The following is a 24,210-nucleotide window of genomic DNA, read 5'->3' as shown; positions in this document are numbered from 1 at the left end:
CTACTCATCCTCTGTGTCGATGACCCCCGTCAGCCTCATGCCTTCGATCCAGGTGGCGCCCCCCTGTCTGATCACTCTGCGTGGCCGGCTGCCGCAACGCGCCTCGACCGCCGCAGCCAGCACTTCCGAATGCGTGACAATCCAGATCTGGCTGGAGCGGGAGGCTTCCGCAATCATGTCGGCAAGCGGCGGCAACATGTCCGGGTGCAGGCTGGTTTCCGGCTCGTTGAGCGCAATCAGTGGCGGCTGGCGATAGGACATCAGCGCGGCCGCGAGTCCCAGAAAACGAATCTGACCGTCGGAAAGCTCGCGCGGTTGAAACACCCGCCGCGGAAAATCCGGAAAGACGAGACCGAATTCCGCATGTTCGCCGGGCTCCGGCACAGAGAGCTTCGCCCCGCCGAAAGCGGCCGCAACCGCCCGGTCGAGCTCCACCGTATCCCCGCGCGTGTGCACCAGCGTCGCAAAGACCGCGGCCATGTTGCTGCCGTCCTGATCCAGGAGAGGAGAGGTCACAGCGAGACAGGGCTGCCGCAAAGGTGAGTCCCGGTCCGTGCGAAACCCGTGAAAGAACCGCCATCCATCGACCAGGCGGCGAAAGGCGCCGACTTCCGGGTAGTGCCCGGCATCGCCAAGCAGCGCGATCGCCGTCTCGGACGTCATCGCCTGTTCGGGATATTCCTCCATCCGCCCGCTTGTTCCCCGCACCATGATGCCCGGCCCGGCGCGCTTCATCATCGTCACCGGCCGCGAACCCGTCTCGACCGACAGCTCCTCCGCTTTCACCTGCGGCTCGAAGACAAAGCCCGCTGCGTCGATGGGCGGGCGAAGCCCTGCCTCGACCCGATAGCGAAAGGTGATGGCCCGCTCCTCGTCCAGCACCTCCGCCTCGAACTTGATCCGAAAATTCTTCTCCTCCCGCCTCGGGCCGGACCAGAGCGCAGACGCCATGCCGCCTTCGGCCGCAATCTCGTGAGCCAGATTGCCCCGCACAGCCGCCTGAACGAGTTGAAGAGCGCGGTAGAGGTTGGACTTTCCGACGCCGTTCTCGCCGATAAACAGGTTGACGCCGGAAAGATCCATGCGGATCGACCGGAGCGAGCGGTAGTTTTGGGCAAACATCGAGCGAAGCAGCATACCCGACTTCTACCCTAGGCCGTCGAAGAAAAGAACGCCGTTCAACTGAATTCAAGGATATGCGTATACCTTTCCCCGGCGAGCAGTCGAAAACCCATGGCCTGCCAAAACAGGACTGCACGCTCATCTCCAGCATGGACCGTGACGGTGTTCGTGTGCTTACGCGCATGCTCCAGCAGCTTGGCCGCCAGCATCCGTGCGACACCCCTATCCCTAAAACCGGGCAATACGTAGAACCGGCGCATGCGAAGCCATTCGTCGCACGACAGTTCGGTCGTGATACCGCCAACTGCAACGAGCGATCCGTCCTGATAGGCGCCGAGTAATTTTTCGCCGGGTCTATCGAACCGGTTCGTCCCGGCGGCCCATTCGACGACAAGTCGGCGGATATGCAGATATCCTTCCAGCTCCGCTGCTTCGGCCAATCGCTCGATTTCATCGGGAAGCGGATCACGGAACGGATAAGTGGAGATTTCCATATCGGTCAGGCTGCCGACGCGGCATCCGATCGTCCCGCCGCAGTGAACCTCGCATCACCATTGGCGGCAAGTTCGAAGACGGTATGATGCTCCAGTGCCTTGGTGACCTCGGCCGCATCACCTTCGAGCTGATCCGGCTGGATCATCTGGCCGATGGTGAAATCGAAACGGTCGCCCTTCTTGTTCAAAAGCTCGTAGAATACCGTCATGTCGCGCAGTTCGGTCGACCACTTGGCGAACCAATAGAACAGGCCGGAATTGCGTGCCCGCATATGGATCGGGAGTATGGGCATGTTGTATTTGCGCGCCAGCCCCACGGCCGACGTCTTCCAGGGGCGCTCATTGAGCTTCCCGTCCGCCCAATAGGCGATGCGGCCCGACGGGAAGAGCACCATCACCTTGCCGTCCTCGACCGTCTTGTTGGTCAGAACCAAAGTTTCGCGGGCCTTCAGCTTGCTCTTGTATTCTTCCCGCCATTCGACCGGAATGATCATTTCGGCAAAGCGCGGGTTTACGCGGATCGCATCGCGATTGGCGAAGATCATCATGTCAGGCCTGCGCTCTTTCAGCAGGTCGAAGATAGCGACGCCATCGGCAATACCGGTCGGATGATTGCTGACAAGGATGAAACCGCCCGCGGCAGGAATGCGCTCGGCATTGGCGATCGCAATATCCAGCTGCAGCACATTGCTCAGATATTCGAAGGACTGAAAGCCGGGCATGCTGGCAACATCGTCCGCGAATTCGATTGCCTTGCCGTAGCGCAGCAGCGCATAGAGAAACGGTCGCATCACTGGCCAAAGCGGATTCTTCACGATGCGCTCGCCGCGCTCGGCGATCAGCGTGTCAACGATATGGCCGGGCTTGCCTTGAGAAACGAGAGCGATTGTCTCCGCGAACTGTCCGAACGTGGTGGTGGAATCACGGCGCGCCATAGAAACTCCCGCTGGCAGGCCGCCATTATATCGCAGCCTGTATGATCGAACGATGACATTGTTACATGGACTAAAATAGGGCTTAGGAATTTCGTAACGCCGTCGGTAGCAATCTGGGGCGGCTTTTCTCAGAATTCAACCGGGTCCGGGAATGAACGAACTGCTGATTATTGCCGCACCCGATCTGGTCGCAAAACGCCGCGAATGGCTTCAGAGCCTGGCGAACGAACGTCGCCTTTCCGACAACACCCTGGATGCCTATGAACGCGACACGCGGCAATTCCTGACATTCCTGACCGCTCACCTGGGAGGTCCGGCCAGGCTTGCCGATATCCATACCCTGCGTCCCGCGGATCTGCGCGCCTTCCTGGCCGCGCGCCGCCGGGAAGGGGCCGGCGCACGCTCGCTAGGCCGCCATCTGGCAGGACTTCGCTCCTTCTTGCGCTATCTGGAGCGCAAGGGCCTGGTGAACGCCGCAGCCGCCGGCGCAATCCGCGCGCCGAAGCAGCCGAAATCCCTGCCGAAGCCGCTCACCGATCGCCAGGCGCTGAACCTCGTCACTACGGACGCCCAATTGCAGGAGGAACCCTGGATCGCCGCGCGCGATGCCGCGGTGCTCACCCTGCTCTATGGCTGCGGACTGCGCATCTCGGAAGCGCTAGGCCTCAAGCCCGCCGACCTCGCCCCCGGTTCGACAACGCTGCGTATCACCGGCAAGGGTGGCAAAACGCGCATCGTGCCATTGCTGCCGATCGTGTTCGATGCGGTGGCGACCTACAGGAAGCTTTGTCCGTTCCATATCGCCGCGGACCAGCCGCTTTTCCGCGGCGCGCGCGGCGGGCCGCTGCAGCCGGCGATCATCCAGCGCGAGATGCAGAAGCTCAGGAGTGCCCTCGGCCTGCCGGAAACGGCAACGCCGCACGCGCTGCGCCATTCCTTCGCCACGCATCTTCTGGCCGGTGGCGGCGATCTGCGCACCATCCAGGAACTCCTGGGCCATGCCAGCCTTTCGACGACCCAGGTCTATACCGGCGTCGATTCGTCCCGGCTGCTGGAAGTCTACGACCGCGCCCACCCGCGAGCGTAAATATGTCATTAACTACCTGCATTAAGTGCTTATCTAGAGCCTATGGCTAATATGCCGGCAGCCTTTCCGGACGGATGACATGACGACTCCCGCCTTCGCCTCTCCCGCTGGCGCCTTTTTCAGGCGCGCTCAAAGTCTCACCCTGTGGCTGATTGCGGCTGCGCATCTGATCGCGCTGGTTTCTCTCCTTCTCGTCCTTGGCTCGCTGTCGCCTGCGCAAGCGCAAACGCCCGTATGTCACGGCGTAAATCTCCTTGACGAAATGAAGGTTGAAAATCCCACCGCCTATCAGCAACTCGTGACGGAGACTGACAAGGTGCCGAACGGCAGGGGCATCTTCTGGAAGATCGGAAAAGAGGGCGTCGCTACCTCGTATCTTCTCGGAACCATGCATGTCTCCGATCCGCGGGTCCTGAAAATGCCGCCCGGAGCGGCGGATGCCCAGGCGAAGAGCAGCACGATCGTCATCGAATCCGACGAGATCCTCGACGAGAAGAAGGCGATGGCGGGCATTTTGGCGAAGCCCGAACTCACCATGTTCACGGACGGCAGCTCCATCGAAAAGCTGCTGCCGAAGGAGGACGTCGCCCTGCTCGAAGCGGGCTTGAAGCAGCGCGGCATTCCGCTTTCTGCCGTCTCGCGCATGAAGCCCTGGATGCTGATGGCATTCGTATCGCTTCCCGCATGCGAGATGGCGCGGAAGGCTGCAAACCCCGATTTTCTGGACAAGCGGATCGCTCTCGATGCTGTTGCCGCCGGCAAGCCGGTGAAGGGCCTTGAAACGTTTGTCGAGCAGCTTTCCGCCATGGCCGCCATTCCGGTCGAGTTCCACCTGAAATCGCTGGTCGAAACTGTCAGGCTTGGCCCGAAGATGGACGATGTCTTCGAGACCATGACCGAACTCTATCTCTCCGGCGACATCGGCCTCATCATGCCATTGCTCAAGACCATCGCTCCCGAAGGCGACGACGATGCGGGTTACGCCGAATTCGAGAAACTGGTCGTGACCAAGCGCAACCACGTGATGGCAGATCGTGCCGCCCCCATCCTCGCGGAAGGCGGAGCATTCATCGCCGTCGGCGCCCTTCACCTGCCGGGCGAGGAAGGGCTTGTGGAACTCCTGCGCCGGCAGGGATTCGCGGTCACGCGGGCCGATTGAGCCTCAGCCAACCGTCATGCGCCGCAGGACATTGGTCTTCCAGTAGAACTGATGCATCAGTGCGCCCAGGACATGGGCGGCGATGACGATCCAGAGCAGGGTCTTCAGAACCTCCGCATGCACTTCGCCCGCCTGGCTGTTGCCGAGATAATAGGCGCCGATGCCTGTCAATGGTATCGCGATCAACAAGACGTAGAGCGCTGCATGCACCAGCTTGGCCCCGAACCTGAAGAGAGCAGGTTCTTCCGGCGGTGTCGCCGGTGCCCCGGACGTGAAACGGAGGATGAGACGGAGAGCGAGAAGAATGAGGATCGCAATACCGACATAAGCATGGATGTTGGCGCTGGCGACCTGTTCCGCTGTCGCGCTGCCGGTGCGACGGACGGCGCGATTCCATTCTTCCATGCCTTCCGTGAACAAGAGGTTGAAGAAGACGAGCAATGCGGTGGCCCAATGCACCACACGCTGCGGAAGCGAGAATGAAACTGGAGTAACGCTTTCCATTTTTTTCACCTTTTCAATATCTTATCGATGGAAACTATAGGAGCCGCAGCTCTGTCCACAAGCAACGATCCGCAAGATGACAGAGATTTAATCCTGGATTTGCTGTTCCGCAAAAAGGCCGGTCTCTACGAACGAATGCCGGAGCAAGACAGCCGGTTTCCCATATCGGCCAGCATCGATGAAACCAGAGTGGGATGTCTGAAAGTGTGAGCCGTTTTCGGCTAAAATCCTGCTAACTCTTTGATGCAGATCAGGATGAGGTGAGCAGGCCCTGCGGCAATATGCACAAGCAAGCCAAGCCAAAAATCAGAAGCCGCGGGACGTTTCCATCCCGCGGCTTCTGAATGTTCTATCTCAAGCATTTTCTACATGTGGATCGGCTTGAAGAAGGTGCCGAGTGCCGCTTCCTTGACCGCTTCCGACATGGTCGGGTGTGCGTGGCAGGTGCGGCCGAGATCTTCCGACGACCCGCCGAATTCCATCAGCACGGCGATTTCGTGGATCATCTCGCCGGCGCCGAAGCCGACGATATGACCGCCGAGGACCCGATCGGTCTCCTTGTCGGCCAGGATCTTCACGAAACCGTCGGTCGCCAGCATCGCGCGGGCGCGGCCATTCGCCGTGAACGGGAACTTGCCGACCTTGTAGGCGATGCCCGCCGCCTTCAATTCCTCTTCCGTCTTGCCGACGGAAGCCACTTCCGGCTGGGTATAGACGACGCCCGGAATGACGTCGTAGTTCACATGGCCGTGCTGGCCGGCAAGGATTTCGGCAAGCGCCACGCCCTCGTCTTCCGCCTTGTGGGCCAGCATCGGGCCGCGAACGACGTCACCAATGGCATAGATGCCGTCGACATTGGTCTTGAAATGACCGTCGATCTCGACGCGGCCGCGGTTGTCGAGCTTGACGCCGGCCTCCTCGAGACCAAGACCTGCCGTGTAAGGCTTGCGGCCGGTAGCGATCAGCACGACGTCCGCCTCAAGCGTCTGGGCTTCGCCGCCCTTGACCGGCTCGTAGGTGACCTTGGCACCTTTGGCGGTCTTTTCGACACCGGTAACCTTGGCCTCGGTGCGGATATCCATGCCCTGTTTGACCATCATGCGCTGGAACTGCTTTGCCGCTTCGCCGTCCATGCCGCCGAGCAGCTTGTCGAGATATTCCACGACAGTGACCTTGGCACCAAGGCGCGACCAGACCGAACCGAGTTCCATCCCGATGACGCCGCCGCCGACGACGATCAGCTGCTCCGGCACCTTTTCAAGCGCGATGCCGCCGGTCGACGAGATGATCGCCTTTTCATCGATCTCGACATTGACGCCCGGAATGCCGGCAACGTCGGAGCCGGTGGCGATGACGATGTTCTTTGTTTCGATCTCCTGAACCTTGCCATCCTCGCCGGTCACCGAAACCTTGCCCGCTGAGACGATCTTGCCGGTACCCTGGAAGCCGTCGATCTTGTTCTTCTTGAAGAGGAAAGCAACGCCGTCGACATTCGACTTCACCGTCGCATCCTTGTGCGCCATCATCTTTTCAAGGTTCAGCTTGGGAGCAGAAACCTCGACGCCGAGCGCATCCATGCCATGGGCTGCATGATGGAACATCTCGGACGCGTGCAGCAGCGCCTTGGATGGAATGCAGCCGATGTTGAGGCATGTCCCGCCGTAAGTGGCGCGCTTTTCCACCACCGCGACCTTGAGGCCGAGCTGGGCTGCCTTTATGGCGCAAACATAACCGCCCGGGCCGCTTCCGATTACGACGAGATCATAAGCCATGACAAATCCTTCTCTTGATAACCTGCGGAGGAGCTGAGCTCACGCCGCCTTGCATTCCTTGAATTCATAAAGATCCCAGGGAACCTGCCTGAGACCGCTCTTGTCCCAGAGCGCCGAATGGCGGATCGCAGGGCCGAACCCCGGCATCAGGATCGCGTCCGGAGCCTCGCTTCCTTCCGGTCCCAATATGTCGATATGGCCGGTTGCCACATCGAGGATATAGGGGACGCCTGTCCAGATCGTACAAGCCCTGAGCTCCGCTCCCGTCGCATCGCCCTCAGGGCAGTTGTTCATCACCATGCCGCCCGGGCGGCGCGTTTCCTCGTCATACATGATGTGGCCGTCGAGTTTCAGCTTGCCCCCGGTGATCGTAAACAGATGGCTGACGGCCGCCGAATCCGAGCCCACCGGCCTGAACGAGAGTGTCGTCCCGGCTTCCGCCTCGGTGAACACCGCCTTCTCGATTGCGCATCGTTCCTGGGCCTCCGCCATTCCCGGCAGCAGGCAGAGCGAAACAAGCCATGTCTTGAAGGGTGCTTTCATCGCGTTCACCGGAACAGCGCGATCATCATGGCGACAAGTCCGGCGAGACCGATCAGCCAGACGAACGACCGGAAATACGGGATGCCCGCCAGATAGAGCGGCAGATAGATGAGGCGGGCGACGAACCAGATCCAGCCGCCGATCAGTCCCAAACCCGAGGCATCGTCACCCGCAAAGGCGACTCCGAGCAGAAGTCCGATAAAGGCCGGATAGGTCTCCTGAAAATTCTTCGACGCCCGCGCGGCGCGGCCAACCAACTTGCCTTTCGGCTCCAGTCCTTCATCCCGCGGCCCTGCGTTCCAGTCGCGGCCGAGTTCGCGGGTCGATAGCACGGCCTGAACCGAGATGTGGACAACGAGCAGGATCACGCTCAGGGCCAGCAGCGTCATGTAAGGCGTTGCGGTAACCCCGAGCGCTTCCATCATTGCAATCCCGTCTTAGAGATCGAGAACCAGGCGTTCCGGATCTTCCAGGCTCTCCTTCACACGGACCAGGAAGGTCACGGCTTCCTTGCCATCTACCATGCGGTGATCGTAGGAAAGCGCCAGATACATCATCGGACGGATGACGATCTGGCCGCCGATGACGACCGGACGCTCCTGGATCTTGTGCATGCCGAGGATGCCGGACTGAGGCGCATTGAGGATCGGCGAGGACATCAGCGAGCCGTAGACACCGCCGTTGGAGATCGTGAACGTGCCGCCCTGCATGTCGGCCATGGACAACGCGCCGTCACGGGCAAGCTTGCCGAGGCGGCCGATATCCTTTTCGATCTCGGCGATCGACATCTGGTCGGCATCGCGCACGACCGGAACGACGAGGCCCTTGTCGGTGCCGACGGCGACGCCGATATGGCAGTAGTTCTTGTAGATGATGTCGGTCCCGTCGATCTCGGCGTTGACGGCCGGCAGTTCCTTCAGCGCATGGGTGACCGCCTTGGTGAAGAAACCCATGAAGCCGAGCTTCACGCCGTGCTTCTTCTCGAAGATGTCCTTGTACTTGTTGCGCAGATCCATGACGGCCTTCATGTCCACCTCGTTATAGGTGGTCAGCATGGCGGCGGTGTTCTGCGCGTCCTTGAGGCGGCGGGAGATCGTCTGGCGCAGGCGCGTCATCTTCACGCGCTCTTCGCGGGCAGCATCATCGGCCGAGGAAACCGGACGCGGCGCAGCCGGTGCGGCAGGCGCCTGCGCCGGTGCGGAAATGCCCTTGGCGACGGCAGCGATCACATCACCCTTCAACACCTGGCCACGCTTGCCCGAGCCTTCGATATCGGCGGTGGAAATGTTGTTGTCCGCGGCGATCTTGGCGGCAGCCGGAGCCGGCGGCATGGAGGACGCGGCGGCAGCCGGTGCCGAGGCTGCTGCGGGAGCAGCCGCAGCAGCCTCGGCAACCTTGGCCGGAGCGGCCTCAGTGGGCTTGGCGGCCGGTGCGGCAGCCGCAACGCCTGCACCACCTTCGGCAATCTGGCCGAGCAGCGCGCCGAGACCGACGGTCTCGCCATTGTTGGCAACGATCTCGGAGAGCACGCCGGCTGCCGGCGACGGCACTTCGACGGTCACCTTGTCCGTTTCGAGCTCAAGGAGCGGTTCATCGGCCTTGACCGTATCGCCGACTTTCTTGAACCAGGTGCCGACGGTCGCCTCGCTGACGGATTCGCCGAGGGTGGGGACGCGGATTTCGGTGGCCATGATCTGTTTCCGTGTTTGTCAGATGTGTTTTTGAAAGGATGGGGAGGCGGCTGATGTCTCAGCCGCCGAGCGCGTCTTCGAGGAAGGCCTCGAGCTGCGCCAGATGCTTGGACATCTGGCCTGTCGCGGGCGAAGCCGCAGCCGGCCGGCCGGTATAGCGGACCCGCTGATACTTCGCATCGATATGGGCGAGCACCCATTCCAGGTAGGGATCGATGAAGGCCCAGGCGCCCATGTTCTTCGGCTCTTCCTGGCACCAGACCATTTCCGCATTGCGGAAGCGGGAAAGCTCGTTGATGAGCGCCTTGGCCGGGAATGGATAGAGCTGTTCGATGCGCAGCAGGTAGATGTCGTCGATGCCGCGCTTTTCGCGCTCTTCCAGAAGATCATAATAGACCTTGCCGGTGCAGAGAACGACGCGACGGATCTTCGAATCCTTCTGCAGCTTGATCGGACCGTCCTTGATGACCTCCGCATCATCCCAAAGCAGGCGATGGAAGGAGGATTCACCCGCCATTTCGGCAAGCGCCGAGGTCGCCCGCTTGTGCCGCAGGAGAGACTTCGGCGTCATCAGGATCAACGGCTTGCGGAAGTCGCGCTTCACCTGCCGGCGCAGGATATGGAAGTAGTTGGCCGGCGTGGTGCAGTTGGCAACCTGCATGTTGTCTTCCGCGCACATCTGCAGCCAGCGTTCGAGGCGGGCCGACGAGTGTTCAGGCCCCTGGCCTTCGTAACCGTGCGGCAGCAGGCAGACGAGACCGGACATGCGCAGCCACTTGCGTTCGCCCGACGAGATGAACTGGTCGAACACGACCTGCGCACCATTGGCGAAGTCGCCGAACTGGGCTTCCCAGAGCGTCAATGCGTTCGGACGGGCCAGCGAATAACCGTATTCGAAGCCCAGCACTGCCTCTTCCGAGAGCATGGAGTTGATGACTTCGTAACGGGCCTGTGTGGGCGACAGGTTGGCAAGCGGAATATAGCGGTCTTCGGTATCCTGATCGTAGAGGACCGAATGGCGCTGCGAGAACGTGCCGCGTTCGCAATCCTGGCCGGAGAGGCGGATCTTCGTACCTTCCGTTGCAAGCGAACCGAACGCCAAAGCCTCGGCCATCGCCCAGTCGATCCCTTCACCGGTTTCGATCATCTGCGCACGGTTTTCCATGAAGCGGCGGATGGTGCGATGCGCGCTGAAGCCTTCCGGGATCGTCGAAAGCTTGCGGCCGATCTCCTTCAACTGCTTCATCGGCACGGCCGTCTTGCCGCGACGCTGCTCGTCGGCATTGTCGGCCGAGCGCAGGCCGGACCATTGGCCATCCAGCCAGTCGGCCTTGTTCGGCTTGTAGCTCTGGCCGGCCTCGAACTCGGCTTCCAGATGCGCGCGCCAATCAGCCTTCATCTTCTCGAATTCGCCCTCGGTCACGAGGCCTTCGGCAATCAGGCGGTCGGCATAAAGCTGGGACACCGTCTTGTGGCCGCGGATGACCTTGTACATCTTCGGCTGCGTGAACGCCGGCTCGTCGCCTTCGTTATGGCCGAAGCGGCGGTAGCAGAACATGTCGATCACGACCGGCTTGTGGAACTTCATCCGGAATTCGGTCGCGATCTTTGCTGCATAGACGACCGCCTCCGGATCGTCGCCGTTGACGTGGAAGATCGGCGCCTCGATCATCTTGGCAACATCGGACGGATAGGGCGACGAGCGCGAGAAGGCCGGATTGGTGGTGAAGCCGATCTGGTTGTTGATGATGAAATGCATCGTGCCGGCGACGCGATGACCGCGCAGGCCGGAAAGGCCGAGCACTTCGGCAACCACGCCCTGGCCGGCAAAGGCCGCATCGCCGTGCAACAGCAGCGGCAGCACCTTGGCGCGCTCGCGCAGCGGGATGATATCGCCTTCCCAGACCTTGGCGAGCATGTCCTGCTTGGCGCGGGCCTTGCCCATGACGACCGGGTTGACGATTTCGAGATGCGACGGATTGGCCGTCAGCGACAGGTGCACCTTGTTGCCGTCGAACTCACGGTCCGAGGATGCGCCGAGGTGGTACTTCACGTCGCCCGAGCCTTCGACTTCGTCCGGCTTGAAGGAACCGCCCTTGAACTCGTGGAAGACGGCGCGGTGCGGCTTGCCCATGACATTGGTCAGCACGTTGAGGCGGCCGCGATGCGCCATGCCGAGAACGACTTCCTCGAGTCCCTCCTGGCCACCGCGCTTGATGATCTGCTCCAGCGCCGGGATGAGCGATTCACCGCCATCGAGACCGAAACGCTTCGTGCCCTTGAACCTGACGTCGAGGAACTGCTCGTAGCCTTCCGCCTCGACCAGCTTCTGCAGGATCGCCTTCTTGCCGTTTTGAGTAAATTCAACGCCCTTGTCCGGGCCCTCGATGCGCTCCTGGATCCACTGCTTCTCCTCCGGGTTGGAGATGTGCATGAACTCCACGCCGATCGTCGAGCAATAGGTGCGCTCCAGAATCTCGATCATCTCGCGAATGCTCGCGTATTCGAGGCCGAGCACGTTGTCGATGAAGATCTTGCGGTCGTAATCAGCTTCCGTGAAGCCGTAGGCCGTCGGCGAAAGCTCGTTATAATCCTCGACCGGAGCTGCAAGACCGAGCGGATCGAGCTTGGCATGCAGGTGGCCGCGCATGCGGTAGGCGCGGATCATCATGATGGCACGCACGCTGTCGCGGGTCGCCTGCAGGACAGCGGCGGGATCGACCGGCTTGCCGGAGGCTGCGGCAGAGGCTTCGGCCTTCGCCTGGACCTTCTTTTCGATCGCCTTTTCGACAACGGGCCAGTTGCCGTCGAGCGCCGAAACCAGCTCGCCATTGGCGGCGATCGGCCAGTTCTTGCGCTGCCAGGAAGCTCCGTTTGCCGCTTTCTTCACATCGTCCGGATTGTCGGCGAGCGCCTTGAAGAAAGCCTGCCATTCCGGTGCAACCGAATTCGGATCGTCCTCATACCGGGCATGAAGCTGCTCGATATAGGTTGCATTCTGACCGTCCAGGAAAGAGGTGATGAGAAATTGCTCGTTGGCTTCTTGCCGTGCCATGGTTTCTTGCGGGCGCCGCGCCCGCCTCCTGCCGTAATTGAGGCCGAAGAGCGTCGGCCGCCGCTTTCATTCATGGCGTGACATAGACCGCAGATGCGGAATGTCACGCGCGCTTTACGCGAAATACGGGCAGGCGAACCATGTTCCTTTTCGCCTGCCCGAAGCTTGCTCTTATGTGGCGTCAGCCCTTGAGGACTTCAACCAGCGTCTTACCCAGGCGGGCCGGAGACGGCGACACCTTGATACCCGCCGATTCCATGGCCGCGATTTTCGATTCCGCATCGCCCTTGCCACCGGAAACGACAGCGCCGGCATGGCCCATCGTGCGGCCCTTCGGAGCCGTGCGGCCGGCGATAAAGCCAGCCATCGGCTTCTTGCGGCCCTTCTTGGCTTCGTCCTTGAGGAACTGCGCCGCATCTTCTTCCGCCGAGCCGCCGATTTCGCCGATCATGATGATCGACTGCGTAGCGTCATCGGCCAGGAACATTTCCAGCACATCGATGAACTCGGTGCCCTTGACCGGGTCGCCACCGATGCCAACGGCCGTGGTCTGGCCGAGGCCTTCGTTCGAGGTCTGGAAGACCGCTTCGTAGGTCAGCGTGCCGGAACGCGAAACAATACCGACCGAACCCTTGCGGAAGATGGAGCCCGGCATGATGCCGATCTTGCACTCTTCCGGCGTCAGGATGCCAGGGCAGTTCGGGCCGAGCAGGCGGGACTTGGATCGGTCGAGGCGAGCCTTGACGCGAACCATGTCCATCACCGGGATACCTTCGGTGATGCAGGTGATGAACGGGATCTCGGCTTCGATCGCCTCGATGATCGCGTCGGCGGCGCCCGCCGGCGGGACGTAGATGACGGACGCATCGGCGCCGGTCTTTTCCTTGGCTTCAGCAACGGACGTGAAGATCGGCAGCGACGTGCCGTCGACGCCGGACGACCACGCTTCGCCGCCCTTTTTGGGATGAACACCGCCCACCATCTTGGTGCCGTAATAGGCGAGCGCCTGTTCCGTGTGGAAGGTGCCGGTCTTGCCGGTCAGGCCCTGGACGATGACCTTCGTGTCTTTGTTGACGAGAATAGACATTGGTTGCGGTCCTTCCAGGTTAGGCTTCGATCGCCGCGACGATCTTCTTCGCCGCGTCATCAAGGTCGTCAGCCGCAGTGATCGCGAGACCGGACTCATTCAGGATTTTCTTGCCGAGCTCGACATTGGTGCCTTCCAGGCGCACGACGAGCGGAACCTTCAGGCCGACTTCCTGCACGGCTGCGACAACGCCCTCGGCGATAACGTCGCAGCGCATGATGCCGCCGAAGATATTGACGAGAATGCCTTCGACCTTGGGGTCCGCGGTGATGATCTTGAAGGCTGCAGCGACCTTCTCCTTGCCGGCGCCGCCGCCGACGTCGCAGAAGTTCGCCGGCTCCTTGCCGTAAAGCTTGATGATGTCCATCGTCGCCATGGCGAGGCCGGCGCCATTGACCATGCAGCCGATATTACCGTCGAGCGCTACATAGGCGAGGTCCCACTTGGAGGCCTCGATTTCCTTGCTGTCTTCCTCGGTCTCGTCGCGCAGCGCCTTGATGTCATCGTGACGGAACAGCGCATTGCCATCGAACGAAACCTTGGCGTCGAGGACGCGCAGGTGGCCGTTCTGCATGACGATCAGCGGGTTGATTTCGAGAAGCGACATGTCCTTCTCGTCGAAGGCCTTGTAGAGAATCGGGAAGAGCGACTTGGCGTCCTCTGCGGCAGCACCGGTAAGCTCGAGAGCCTTGGAGATCGCAGCGACGTCGGCAGCCGTCACCCCGGCTTCCGGATCGATGGCGATCGTGTGGATCTTCTCGGGCGTATCGTGGGCGACGGCCTCGATGTCCATGCCGCCTTCGGTCGAGACGACGAAGGCCACGCGGCCGACCGAGCGATCGACCAGCAGCGAGCAATAGAGCTCACGGGAGATATCGGCGCCGTCTTCGATATAGAGGCGGTTGACTTGCTTGCCGGCTTCGCCGGTCTGCGCGGTCACCAGCGTGTTGCCGAGCATGTCCTTGACGTTGGCGACGACCTCTTCGATCGACTTGGCGAGGCGAACGCCGCCCTTGGCTTCCGGAGGCAGTTCCTTGAACTTGCCCTTGCCGCGGCCGCCGGCATGGATCTGGCTCTTCACGACGTAGAGCGGGCCGGGAAGCGACTTCGCAGCCGCCTCCGCCTCTTCGACCTTCAGGATGGCCACGCCCTGGGCCACCGGCGCACCGTAGCTCTTCAGCAGAGCCTTGGCCTGATATTCATGGATATTCATGGGTCAATCCCTGTTTCGATTATTTCAGCGCGCCCATTACTTCAGAGCGGGGGCGATGTTGATGCAGGCCTCGCAAAGACCGGCGACTGCGCCGACGGATTTCTGGAAAGCCGCCTCTTCATCCTTGTTGAATTCGACTTCGATGACGCGCTCGACACCACCGGCGCCGAGAACCACCGGAACGCCGACATACATGTCCTTCACGCCGTACTGACCGGAAAGGTAGGCTGCGCAAGGCAGCACGCGCTTCTTGTCCTTGAGGTAGGATTCGGCCATCTCGATCGCGGATGCGGCCGGAGCGTAGTAAGCCGAACCGGTCTTGAGCAGACCAACGATTTCGGCGCCGCCATCACGGGTGCGCTGGATGATCTCTTCGAGGCGCTCCTTGGTGGTCCAGCCCATCTTCACAAGGTCGGTCAACGGAATGCCGCCAACGGTGGAATAGCGTGCCAGCGGCACCATCGTATCGCCATGGCCGCCAAGAACGAATGCGGTGACGTCCTGAACGGAAACGTTGAATTCTTCGGAGATGAAGAGGCGGAAACGGGCCGAGTCGAGCACGCCGGCCATGCCGACGACCATGTTCTTCGGCAGGCCCGAGAATTTCTGGAGCGCCCAGACCATCGCGTCGAGCGGATTGGTGATGCAGATCACGAAGGCGTTCGGGGCATATTTCTTGATGCCGGCGCCGACCTGCTCCATGACCTTGAGGTTGATGCCGAGCAGGTCGTCGCGGCTCATGCCCGGCTTGCGGGCAACACCGGCGGTGACGATGCAGACGTCGGCGCCTTCGATGGCCGAATAATCGCTGGCGCCGGAGAGCTTCGCATTGAAACCTTCGACCGGACCGGACTGGGCGATGTCGAGGCCCTTGCCCTGCGGAATACCGTCGGCGATGTCGAAGAGGACGACGTCGCCCAGCTCTTTCAGGCTGGCGAGATGCGCCAGCGTGCCACCGATCATGCCAGAACCAATAAGTGCGATCTTCTTGCGCGCCATCGAAAAGCTTCCTTTCGAGATCTGAATCCACAGCAGACCAGGGCAGATCCGCCAATGTGGACGATCGCATACAGCCATACGGGAAAAATGGCAATCGATTATTTTGTGAGTATATTTTTCAATCGGTTAGATAATAAAATTCTTACGTAAACGTAAGATATAATGTCACCGAAACTTCAAACTCGGCGGCGTTTTTCCTGATGCAGTGCAAGATAGTCGGGGCTGCGCATCTCGAAGAGGCGCGAGACGGTTCGGTCGAATTCGAAGCCTTCCGTCCCCTTCCGCTCCAGGAGAATATCCTCCGGCGGCGTCGCTGCGGAAACGTAGAGTCTGACCGCATGGTCATAAAACGCATCGACCAGGTTGATCAGCCGCTTTGCCTCGTTCCGCCTGTCCGGTCCGAGCTGCGGAATATGTTCGACGAAAACGGTATCAAAACGACCGGCGATGGCCAGATAATCGGAAGCACCCAGCGGCTTGCCGCAGATATCCGAAAAATCGAAGCGCGCGGCGCGTCCGGCGGCGGCGGGAACGTGAATACTGCGGCCTTTCCTCGGGATCTCGGCCGGTTCGGCCCTCTTGCCTTCCGTCACCTGATGCCAGGCGGCCTCCATCGCCGCGTCGGCGCGCCCATCGAGCGGCGTCACATAGACCGGCAGGCTCGCAAGCTTCTGCATGCGATAATCGTTGGGCGAGTCGAGCGTCACCACGTCGACATACTTGTTGAGCAGCGCGATGAACGGCAGGAAGAGCCCGCGGTTGAGCCCGTCCTTGTAGAGGTTTTCCGGTGCCACATTGGAGGTCGCGATCAATACGCAACCGAGATTGAAAAGCTCGGTGAAAAGGCGCGCCAGGATCATTGCATCCGTAATGTCGGTCACGGAGAATTCATCGAAGCAGAGAAGCTCAGCCTCCGCATAAAGCGCTGCGGCGACCGGCGGCACCGGATCGGCCTGCCGCGTCTCACCGCGCTTCACCCTCATCCGATGCTCATGGATGCGGTTGTGCACATCCGCCATGAACTCGTGGAAATGCGCGCGGCGCTTCTTCTCCGTCGGCGCCTTCTTGAAGAACATGTCCATCAGCATGGTCTTGCCGCGCCCGACGCTGCCATGGACGTAAAGACCGCGGATTTCCCGCGGCCGCCCGCCGCCCCTGGCGAATAGCCAGCCGAGTGCGCTCTTCTTCTTCGCCGGCTTCGTTTCCCTAAGGCATGTCAGGACATGGTCGAGCCTCGCCGCCACATCGAGTTGGGCGGCATCGGCCGTCAACGCACCCGACAACGTCAGCGCCTTCAGCTCTTCGCCGACGCTCGCCGTGTATTCGGGGATGGGTTCCAACCGGACGCTCTCAAATGTGTGGAGCCGCTCAGCGGCTCAGGCTGACCGGCTGTCCGGAATTCATCGTACCGTCGAAACGGTTGTCGGCACTCTTGTAGACCCGTCCGATGACGTCGCCGGCCCGGTTCTTGAACTGGACCATCTTGCCCGACACGTCCCAGGATCCCATGGTCGTCAGTTCCCCGACGCAACCGCGGGTTCCGCCGCGCGAACCGCCCCCGAGATTGGTGAGCGTCAGGAACATGTCGCAGGAGGCGCCGGCATTCGAGACACGCCAGTTGCCGACCATGGCTTCCTTCTTGACGTCGAGAGCGCTCGCCGGCGCCGCCGCATTCGGGTCAACCGCTGCCATGTTCGGATTGGCAGCCGGAGCGGTGGGGAACTGCGATGCGCCGCCCGGAGGCGGAAGCTGACCGCCCTGCACCGACGGAACGGGCTGGGCCTGAAGAGGAGCGGGTTGAGAAGGCAAGTCGCTGTAGGGACTGTATGAAGTACGCTGGCAACCGGCAAGTGCTATCGCAAGAACAAGGCCTGTCGCCACATATCTGAACTGCATCATCTAACTCCCGCTTTCAGTCGGTATCCGCCGCTAATGCCACTGAATTGAGACCGAATTACCGTAAAGCCCCTTGGTTAATCAAGTGTGACTGAAACAATTTGGCCGCCTGTTGCGAGTTCGGGCCTGCAGAACGCTTCGATCGGTTTCGGCAAGCAACAGGGCGCCGGTGCTGTTTCGGACGATCATTCGCCGGCGAGGAAGAAATCGGCCCGCCCCCGAAATACGGGAGCGGGCCGCAAGGAAGAGCAGACATCCGAACGGCTCAGACGCGGCGCTCGACCATCATCTTCTTGATTTCGGCGATCGCCTTGGCCGGGTTCAAACCCTTCGGGCAGGTCTGCGCGCAGTTCATGATCGTATGGCAACGATAGAGCCGGAAAGGATCCTCGAGATTGTCGAGGCGCTCTCCCTTGGCTTCGTCGCGGCTATCGATCAGCCAGCGATAGGCCTGCAACAGGACGGCCGGACCGAGATAGCGGTCGCCGTTCCACCAGTAGCTCGGACAGGAGGTCGAGCAGCAGGCGCAGAGGATGCATTCGTAGAGACCGTCGAGCTTCAGGCGATCCTCGTGGCTCTGCTTCCACTCCTTTGCGGGCGGCGGCGAAACCGTCTTCAGCCAGGGCTCGATCGAACGGTGCTGGGCATAGAAATTGGTGAGGTCCGGAACAAGGTCCTTCACCACCGGCATGTGCGGCAGCGGATAGATCTTCACGGTGCCCTTGATGTCTTCCATGCCCTTGGTGCAGGCGAGCGTGTTGGTACCGTCGATATTCATGGCGCAGGAGCCGCAGATGCCTTCGCGGCAGGAGCGGCGCAGCGTCAGGGTCGGGTCGATATTGTTCTTGATATAGAGCAGACCGTCGAGAACCATCGGCCCGCAATCATCGACATCGATATAATAGGTGTCGATACGCGGGTTCTGGCCGTCGTCCGGATTCCAGCGATACACGCGGTACTCGCGAACGTTCTTGGCGCCTTCCGGCTTCGGCCAGACCTTGCCTTCGGTCATCTGGGAGTTCTTGGGGAGAGCGAGTTCAACCATTGCTAGACTTCCGATCCTTGGCGGCAAGCGCCATACTGTCTTTCAGGTTATAACCATTTGGCGCCCACGGGGCGACCGTCGTGTTCAAAAGTTTCAGGGGCCGGCCTTTGATCGCCGCCCAGACAAGCTTCAGCCGCTCCAGCGCCCGGAGCAGCGGCATCCGGACGGCCCGGCCGAACGGCGCGCGGACATGCGCCCGTTTCGACGTCTTGTCGGTGGCGATCACGCTCGCCGAGCCCGACTGCATGATGACCCAAGGGGCAAGATGCGCCACGTCGCAATCGTGGTAGGCACCGCTCCAGAGGAAGTCGTCGGCCGGCACGCAGTTCTGGTCGACACCCGCAAGCAGGCGCTCCGCACCTCGGCGCGTCACCAGATACGCGGCCGAACCCGATGCGGGACGCAGCGAACGAACCAGCCTGTGTTCACCGAGCTGACGTATCGTTATCACCTTGCGGCCACCCGGGCGGAAAACGCCCTCAAGCTTGACGATATCGACGCCGAGATCCGAACTGAGCAATTCGGAAACCGCTTCGGCGAAACCGGGCTGCGGCTCTGCGTCGTCCTCCAGCACAAGTGCATAGGTGAAATCGGAGGCAAGGAACCGCCGCCAGGTCAGCACATGACCGGCGAGACAGGCTTCTTCCGTCAGCATGAAGAGCCGGTTGCGGTGGCCGTTCCAGGCCACGCCGTCCGGCGGAAACCGCAGCGACTGCCCGCGAACGGACAAAACGGCTTGAGGATTGTTCCGCGCATCGACGGCCGCAATCCTCTCAAGTGGCCATTCGAGATGGCCGAAATGCCGTTCGATCTCGGCCCACCGGTCAGGCGAGCGACCGAGATTGATCGCGAATATGCCGAGAAGACGCCCGGAGGGCACTTTCTCGGCAGAATTCGCGATGGACGGCATGGCTGTCATGGCCTCAGTACACGCGTGCCTTGGGCTCGATCTTGTGCGGATCGATACCTTCTGCGATGAGTTCGGTATGGACCGGGCGGTAGTCGAGCTTCACCTCGCCGGCCTCGCTCACCCAGGCGAGCGTATGCTTGCGCCAGTTCTCGTCGTCGCGGCCGCCGAACGGGCCGGACGTATAGTCCTCGCGGGCGTGAGAGCCGCGGCTTTCCTTGCGCGCTTCCGCGCCGTAGACCGTGGTGATCGCATTTGCCATCAGATTCTGCAGTTCGAGCGTCTCGACGAGGTCGGAGTTCCAGATCATCGAACGGTCGGTGACCTTGATGTCCTTGAGCTCGCCCCAGATTTCCGAAAGCCGGCGGCAGCCGGATTCGAGCGATTCCTGGGTACGGAACACGGCCGCGTCTTCCTGCATGGCGCGCTGCATCTTGTCGCGCAGCACGGCGGTCGGCGTGGAGCCGCTGGCGTGGCGCAGGCCGTCGAAACGCTCCATGATCCTGTCGCAGGCCGCCTTGTTGAGCGCCGGAACCGGCGCGGCCCTGTCGATAACCTGGCCGGCGCGGATCGCAGCGGCGCGGCCGAAAACCACGAGGTCGATCAGCGAGTTGGAGCCGAGACGGTTAGCGCCGTGCACCGAGGCGCAGCCCGCTTCGCCGACAGCCATCAGTCCGGGTGCGATCCGCTCCGGGTTGGAGGCATCGGCATTCAGGACTTCGCCCCAGAAATTGGTCGGGATGCCGCCCATGTTGTAATGCACGGTCGGCAGGACCGGAATGGGCTCACGGGTCACGTCGACGCCCGCGAAGATCTTGGCGCTCTCGGAAATGCCTGGCAGACGCTCGTGCAGGACGGCCGGATCGAGATGGTCGAGATGCAGAAAGATGTGGTCCTTGTTTTTGCCGACGCCGCGGCCTTCGCGGATTTCCAGCGTCATGCAACGGGAAACAACGTCGCGGGAGGCGAGGTCTTTGGCCGAAGGCGCATAGCGTTCCATGAAGCGCTCGCCCTCGGAATTGACGAGGTAGCCGCCTTCGCCGCGTGCGCCTTCGGTGATGAGACAGCCCGAACCATAGATGCCGGTCGGATGGAACTGCACGAACTCCATGTCCTGCAGGGGCAGGCCGGCGCGGGCGATCATACCGCCGCCGTCGCCGGTGCAGGTATGGGCGGACGTTGCCGAGAAATAGGCGCGGCCGTAACCGCCGGTCGCCAGCACCACCATCTTGGCAGCGAAGCGATGGATCGTGCCGTCGTCCAGGCACCAGGCGACAACGCCGGTGCAGCGGCCGTCGTCCGACATGATCAGGTCGAGCGCGAAATATTCGACGAAGAATTCCGCATTGTTCCTGAGCGACTGGCCATAAAGCGTGTGCAGGATCGCGTGACCGGTGCGGTCGGCGGCAGCGCAGGTGCGCTGCACCGGCGGGCCTTCGCCATAGTTCTGCATATGGCCGCCGAACGGACGTTGATAGATCTTGCCTTCCTCGTTGCGGGAGAAGGGCACGCCGTAATGCTCGAGTTCGTAGACGGCCTTCGGCGCTTCCATGACCATGTACTGCATGGCATCCACGTCGCCGAGCCAGTCGGAGCCCTTGACGGTGTCGTAGAGGTGCCACTGCCAGCTGTCCGGCGTCATGTTCTGCAGCGAGGCGGCGATGCCGCCCTGTGCCGCGACGGTATGCGAGCGGGTCGGGAAAACCTTGGTGATGCAGGCGGTCTTGAAGCCCTGCTCGGCCATTCCGAGCGTGGCGCGCAGGCCAGCGCCACCGGCGCCCACGACGATCACGTCATAGGAATGGTCGACATAGGTATAGGCCTTGCCGGTCTGGGCGATGGGTGTGATCGATGCCATAACGGGATTATCCTGCAAACGCGATTTTCAGGACGGCGAGAAGACAGAGGCCGCCGATCAGGAAGGAAAAGAAGGCATTGAGGATGAGAAGAGCGATCTTCATGCCTTCGGAATGGATGTAATCCTGGATGATCTCTTCCATGCCGAGACGCATATGCACGATACTGGCGACGATGGTCAGCGCATTGATCGTGGCAACGAAGGGATTGGCGAGTGCGCCGACCACTTCGGCATAGGGCCTGCCGGCATAGATGATCAGGAAGACGATGTAGAAAACGAGGAGCGGAACGAGCGCGACGGACGTGGTCCTGACGCGCCAGAAATGCTCCGTACCGCTCTTGGCCGAACCAAGGCCGCGGACTTTTCCGAGAGGAGTGCGCATATCCATGATCCTGTCTCCTCAGCGAACGATAAGCACGACCGCCCAGACCAGGACAGTCAGGACGATGGAAGCGACAAGATTGGCCTTGGCGAGCATGGTCGAGAATTCCTTCTCGAAGCCATAGCCGAGATCCCACATGATGTGGCGCAGACCACCGAGCAGATGGTGGATGAGGGCCCAGGTATAGCCGAAAAGTACGAGCTGTCCGATGAGCGAGCCGAACAGCCAGTTGACCCAGTTGAAATATTCCTCGCCGGAAGCGGCCGAGATCAGCCAGGCTGCAACAAGCAGCGTGCCGAAGTAGAGCGCTCCGCCGGTAATGCGGTGGACGATTGACATCGCCATGGTGGGAATGAATTTATAGATTTGCAGATGCGGCGACAGGGGCCGGTTATTTGTCACATTCGCCATCAGAACCTCGCGGCGTCGTATGCGGTATCACGGGCGGGCGCCCAACAATGCACGATGCCGAAGAAATGTGCATTGCATCATCGGCGTGGTTTAATCTTCGAAATCACGGACGACAAGAACAATTCAAACGGATTTCAAATTTAATCGATTGTGTCTTTCTCAAGGCGACATCGGCTCGAACCCGGCGCTCACATTAACCACGATTTGCAAAGAATTCATTGCCGGCGCGACGAGCGAGGCCGTTTCATGTTAACGTTTCGTTAACGATTTTGCCGGAGTTCGCCATGATCGCGAATCGCATGAAGCCTGTTTTCGTTGCCGGCCTGGTGCTGGCAGCGACATTGTCGTCCCCATCGCAGGCGGGCGACCGCGACTACGGCCACTGGCACTATCTATCCGCGCCCGCCGGTGCATTTGTCTCCAATAGCGACCTCGCCGCCTTTGTCAGCAAGCCCGGCATTTTCAGCGGCACGTTCGACATAGCCCGCACCGCAAGCCGTAGCGTCTATATCCTGCGGAGCTATCGGGACACGCCCTTCACGAGCCCCGTTATATCAATGACAGGGAGCGGCTCGGTTTCGCCTTCCGTGAAGATCATCGATGTCACCGGCGAAACGGAGGATGCTTTCGCGCCCGTCAACGCCTGCATCTACGAGGCCGGTGCCTGCGTCATCCGCGGCGGGAATTGAGACCGGAAGGCAAGCTGAATACCGCTATCGCAATATGAGCGGCCGCAGCCCGTCTCACGGTGAACGCGCGTCGTATTGAAGGCGATTGCCCTCTATCTCCAACTGATGGGCGGCCGCCCATTGGGCAAGCTGATGCGCAGTCTCGGCCAGGGAATAGCCGAGCGGCGTCAGCGAATATTCGACCTGTGGCGGAGAGCTGTGGTGAACGATTCGCTCGACCATGCCGTCACGTTCCAGTGTCTTCAGCGTGCGTGTCAGCATCTGCTGCGAGATACCGCCGACATGCCGCTTGATCTCGTTGAAACGCCGCGAACCCAGGCTCAAGGCCACAACGACCTGTATCGTCCATTTGTCGCCCACGCGGCTCAGGATCTCGCTGACGGCCTTGCAGCCAGCATGTGCCGGTTTGGCGGTCACATCCATCTGACCTGCTCCTAAAAATATGCTTTTGACGGGCATTTTTAGGTCACATAAATGGCTGTGGTCAACAATATGGACCATCCCGACGGGAAGAAGCCCTCAGGCGGGTCTATCGCAAGGAGACCACCGTGAAGCTCTTTTATTACCCGGCAGCCTGCAGCCTGGCCGATCATATCGCCCTCATCGAGACCGGCCTTCCCTACGGGCTATCCGGCATCGGTCGCGAAAAGAAAACCGAAGACGGCCGCGACTTCCTGTCGATCAACCCGAAAGGCTACATTCCCGCCCTCGAACTCGAGGACGGTACGATCCTGACGGAAAACCAGATCATCCTGAACTATATCGCCGAACGGAGCGGCAAGCTTCTTCCCGAGGGAGGCATCGCACGGTGGCGGACGCTGGAAGCTCTCGCCTTCATGTCGTCCGAGATTCACACGAACTATGCCCCCTTCTTCAGGGATTTTCCGGAGCCCGAAAAAGTCCGCGCCCGCGAAAAACTCAAGAAGGCCTTCGCCATCCTCGCCGACCAGATGGGCCAAAAGCAATTCCTGATCGCCGACGAGATGACGATCGCCGACTGCTACCTATTCTGGGTGCTGATGGTCGCACCGAAAAGCGGGGTCGAACTGCCGGAAAACCTGCAGGCCTGCTTCGACCGTATGAGGGTACGATCCTCGGTCATCCAGGCATTCGCCGAGGAAGGACTGGCGTGATCCTTCAGTTACGGACGAGCTGACCGGGCACGTTCTACTGGCCGGCGTGCCGTGTCAGCCCTCCACGCAAGGGGAAGCCGGTGCACCCATCCGATCTCCCCCCTTGAGGGGGAGATGCCCGGCAGGGCAGAGGGGGGTGTGGTGAGGCAAATCAAGGCCTTGGGAGAAATCGGCAGAAAAAATCACTCCCTTTCATCCCCGCCCTCTTGCGTCATGCCTAGAATTGCC

24 protein-coding genes are annotated in these 24,210 nt (G+C 61.0%); 4 read left to right on the top strand and 20 right to left on the bottom strand.

Annotated elements, in window-relative coordinates:
• From JL39_RS24360 to JL39_RS24350, 3 genes are read right to left on the bottom strand one after another with little or no spacing between them, the layout of a single operon-like run.
• On the bottom strand, nt 1-1,137 hold the full coding sequence (locus JL39_RS24360; protein ID WP_037156816.1) for an AAA family ATPase: 1,137 nt from the start codon (nt 1,135-1,137) through the stop codon (nt 1-3).
• Between the two features lie 41 nt (nt 1,138-1,178).
• Nucleotides 1,179-1,616 carry a GNAT family N-acetyltransferase gene (locus tag JL39_RS24355; protein WP_037156813.1) on the bottom strand — a complete coding sequence of 146 codons (438 nt, stop codon included), beginning with the start codon at nt 1,614-1,616 and terminating at the stop codon, nt 1,179-1,181.
• A gap of 5 nt (nt 1,617-1,621) precedes the next feature.
• A complete protein-coding gene (locus JL39_RS24350) occupies nt 1,622-2,551 on the bottom strand; it encodes a 1-acyl-sn-glycerol-3-phosphate acyltransferase (RefSeq protein ID WP_037156811.1) in 930 nt (309 codons plus the stop codon).
• 151 nt (nt 2,552-2,702) lie between these two features.
• Here JL39_RS24350 and JL39_RS24345 point away from each other — a divergent pair, with 151 nt between their 5' ends.
• Nucleotides 2,703-3,638, top strand: coding sequence for a tyrosine recombinase XerC (locus JL39_RS24345; protein WP_037156809.1), 936 nt, complete (start codon nt 2,703-2,705; stop codon nt 3,636-3,638).
• Between the two features lie 79 nt (nt 3,639-3,717).
• Complete coding sequence (locus tag JL39_RS24340) at nt 3,718-4,797, top strand: TraB/GumN family protein (RefSeq protein WP_037156807.1); 1,080 nt, start codon at nt 3,718-3,720, stop codon at nt 4,795-4,797.
• A gap of 3 nt (nt 4,798-4,800) precedes the next feature.
• Here the strand turns inward: JL39_RS24340 and JL39_RS24335 are convergent, their stop codons facing one another.
• From JL39_RS24335 to sdhC, 16 genes are all read right to left on the bottom strand, one after another.
• Nucleotides 4,801-5,301: a cytochrome b/b6 domain-containing protein gene (locus tag JL39_RS24335; protein WP_037156805.1), complete on the bottom strand. Its 501-nt coding sequence runs from the start codon at nt 5,299-5,301 to the stop codon at nt 4,801-4,803.
• A 365-nt stretch (nt 5,302-5,666) separates the two neighbouring features.
• Nucleotides 5,667-7,073 (bottom strand): dihydrolipoyl dehydrogenase, encoded by a 1,407-nt coding sequence (gene lpdA, locus JL39_RS24330; protein WP_037156803.1) that lies wholly within the window; start codon nt 7,071-7,073, stop codon nt 5,667-5,669.
• 39 nt (nt 7,074-7,112) lie between these two features.
• Nucleotides 7,113-7,616, bottom strand: coding sequence for a hypothetical protein (locus JL39_RS24325; protein WP_052183090.1), 504 nt, complete (start codon nt 7,614-7,616; stop codon nt 7,113-7,115).
• A 5-nt stretch (nt 7,617-7,621) separates the two neighbouring features.
• The gene (locus JL39_RS24320; protein ID WP_037157290.1) at nt 7,622-8,038 is read right to left on the bottom strand and encodes an MAPEG family protein; all 417 of its coding nucleotides are present in this window, start codon (nt 8,036-8,038) and stop codon (nt 7,622-7,624) included.
• A 15-nt stretch (nt 8,039-8,053) separates the two neighbouring features.
• Entirely contained in the window at nt 8,054-9,307 is a 1,254-nt protein-coding gene (gene odhB / locus JL39_RS24315; protein WP_037156800.1) for a 2-oxoglutarate dehydrogenase complex dihydrolipoyllysine-residue succinyltransferase, read from the bottom strand.
• 58 nt (nt 9,308-9,365) lie between these two features.
• Nucleotides 9,366-12,362, bottom strand: a complete 2,997-nt coding sequence (locus JL39_RS24310) for a 2-oxoglutarate dehydrogenase E1 component (protein WP_037156798.1) — start codon at nt 12,360-12,362, stop codon at nt 9,366-9,368.
• A gap of 181 nt (nt 12,363-12,543) precedes the next feature.
• Nucleotides 12,544-13,449 carry a succinate--CoA ligase subunit alpha gene (sucD, locus tag JL39_RS24305; RefSeq protein WP_037156796.1) on the bottom strand — a complete coding sequence of 302 codons (906 nt, stop codon included), beginning with the start codon at nt 13,447-13,449 and terminating at the stop codon, nt 12,544-12,546.
• Nucleotides 13,450-13,468: 19 nt separating this feature from the next.
• Nucleotides 13,469-14,662: an ADP-forming succinate--CoA ligase subunit beta gene (gene sucC, locus JL39_RS24300; protein ID WP_037156794.1), complete on the bottom strand. Its 1,194-nt coding sequence runs from the start codon at nt 14,660-14,662 to the stop codon at nt 13,469-13,471.
• A 36-nt stretch (nt 14,663-14,698) separates the two neighbouring features.
• Nucleotides 14,699-15,661, bottom strand: coding sequence for a malate dehydrogenase (gene mdh / locus JL39_RS24295; protein WP_037156792.1), 963 nt, complete (start codon nt 15,659-15,661; stop codon nt 14,699-14,701).
• 176 nt (nt 15,662-15,837) lie between these two features.
• Nucleotides 15,838-17,001 (bottom strand): cell division protein ZapE, encoded by a 1,164-nt coding sequence (zapE, locus tag JL39_RS24290; RefSeq protein ID WP_037156790.1) that lies wholly within the window; start codon nt 16,999-17,001, stop codon nt 15,838-15,840.
• A 28-nt stretch (nt 17,002-17,029) separates the two neighbouring features.
• Nucleotides 17,030-17,557 carry a protease inhibitor Inh/omp19 family protein gene (locus tag JL39_RS24285; RefSeq protein ID WP_037157288.1) on the bottom strand — a complete coding sequence of 176 codons (528 nt, stop codon included), beginning with the start codon at nt 17,555-17,557 and terminating at the stop codon, nt 17,030-17,032.
• 265 nt (nt 17,558-17,822) lie between these two features.
• Entirely contained in the window at nt 17,823-18,602 is a 780-nt protein-coding gene (locus JL39_RS24280; RefSeq protein ID WP_037156787.1) for a succinate dehydrogenase iron-sulfur subunit, read from the bottom strand.
• Nucleotides 18,595-19,512: a glycosyltransferase family 25 protein gene (locus JL39_RS24275; protein WP_161784798.1), complete on the bottom strand. Its 918-nt coding sequence runs from the start codon at nt 19,510-19,512 to the stop codon at nt 18,595-18,597. Before JL39_RS24275 ends, JL39_RS24280 begins: the two co-directional genes overlap by 8 nt.
• Nucleotides 19,513-19,525: 13 nt before the next feature.
• On the bottom strand, nt 19,526-21,367 hold the full coding sequence (gene sdhA / locus JL39_RS24270) for a succinate dehydrogenase flavoprotein subunit (RefSeq protein ID WP_037156783.1): 1,842 nt from the start codon (nt 21,365-21,367) through the stop codon (nt 19,526-19,528).
• 7 nt (nt 21,368-21,374) lie between these two features.
• On the bottom strand, nt 21,375-21,755 hold the full coding sequence (sdhD, locus tag JL39_RS24265) for a succinate dehydrogenase, hydrophobic membrane anchor protein (RefSeq protein ID WP_037156781.1): 381 nt from the start codon (nt 21,753-21,755) through the stop codon (nt 21,375-21,377).
• Between the two features lie 12 nt (nt 21,756-21,767).
• Nucleotides 21,768-22,160 carry a succinate dehydrogenase, cytochrome b556 subunit gene (gene sdhC, locus JL39_RS24260; RefSeq protein ID WP_037156779.1) on the bottom strand — a complete coding sequence of 131 codons (393 nt, stop codon included), beginning with the start codon at nt 22,158-22,160 and terminating at the stop codon, nt 21,768-21,770.
• A gap of 284 nt (nt 22,161-22,444) precedes the next feature.
• On the opposite strand from sdhC, the gene JL39_RS24255 reads away from it, so the two are divergent.
• Nucleotides 22,445-22,849: a hypothetical protein gene (locus JL39_RS24255; RefSeq protein ID WP_037156777.1), complete on the top strand. Its 405-nt coding sequence runs from the start codon at nt 22,445-22,447 to the stop codon at nt 22,847-22,849.
• Between the two features lie 54 nt (nt 22,850-22,903).
• On the opposite strand, the gene JL39_RS24250 is transcribed toward JL39_RS24255, so the two are convergent.
• Complete coding sequence (locus JL39_RS24250; protein WP_037156775.1) at nt 22,904-23,272, bottom strand: helix-turn-helix domain-containing protein; 369 nt, start codon at nt 23,270-23,272, stop codon at nt 22,904-22,906.
• Between the two features lie 125 nt (nt 23,273-23,397).
• On the opposite strand from JL39_RS24250, the gene JL39_RS24245 reads away from it, so the two are divergent.
• Entirely contained in the window at nt 23,398-23,982 is a 585-nt protein-coding gene (locus JL39_RS24245; RefSeq protein WP_037156774.1) for a glutathione binding-like protein, read from the top strand.
• Nucleotides 23,983-24,210: the final 228 nt, after the last annotated feature.

Source organism: Rhizobium sp. YS-1r (genome assembly GCF_000757525.1).
Taxonomy (GTDB): domain Bacteria; phylum Pseudomonadota; class Alphaproteobacteria; order Rhizobiales; family Rhizobiaceae; genus Neorhizobium; species Neorhizobium petrolearium.
Note: the sequence above shows the minus strand (reverse complement) of the source record. Positions and strands in the feature narration are given on the sequence as shown.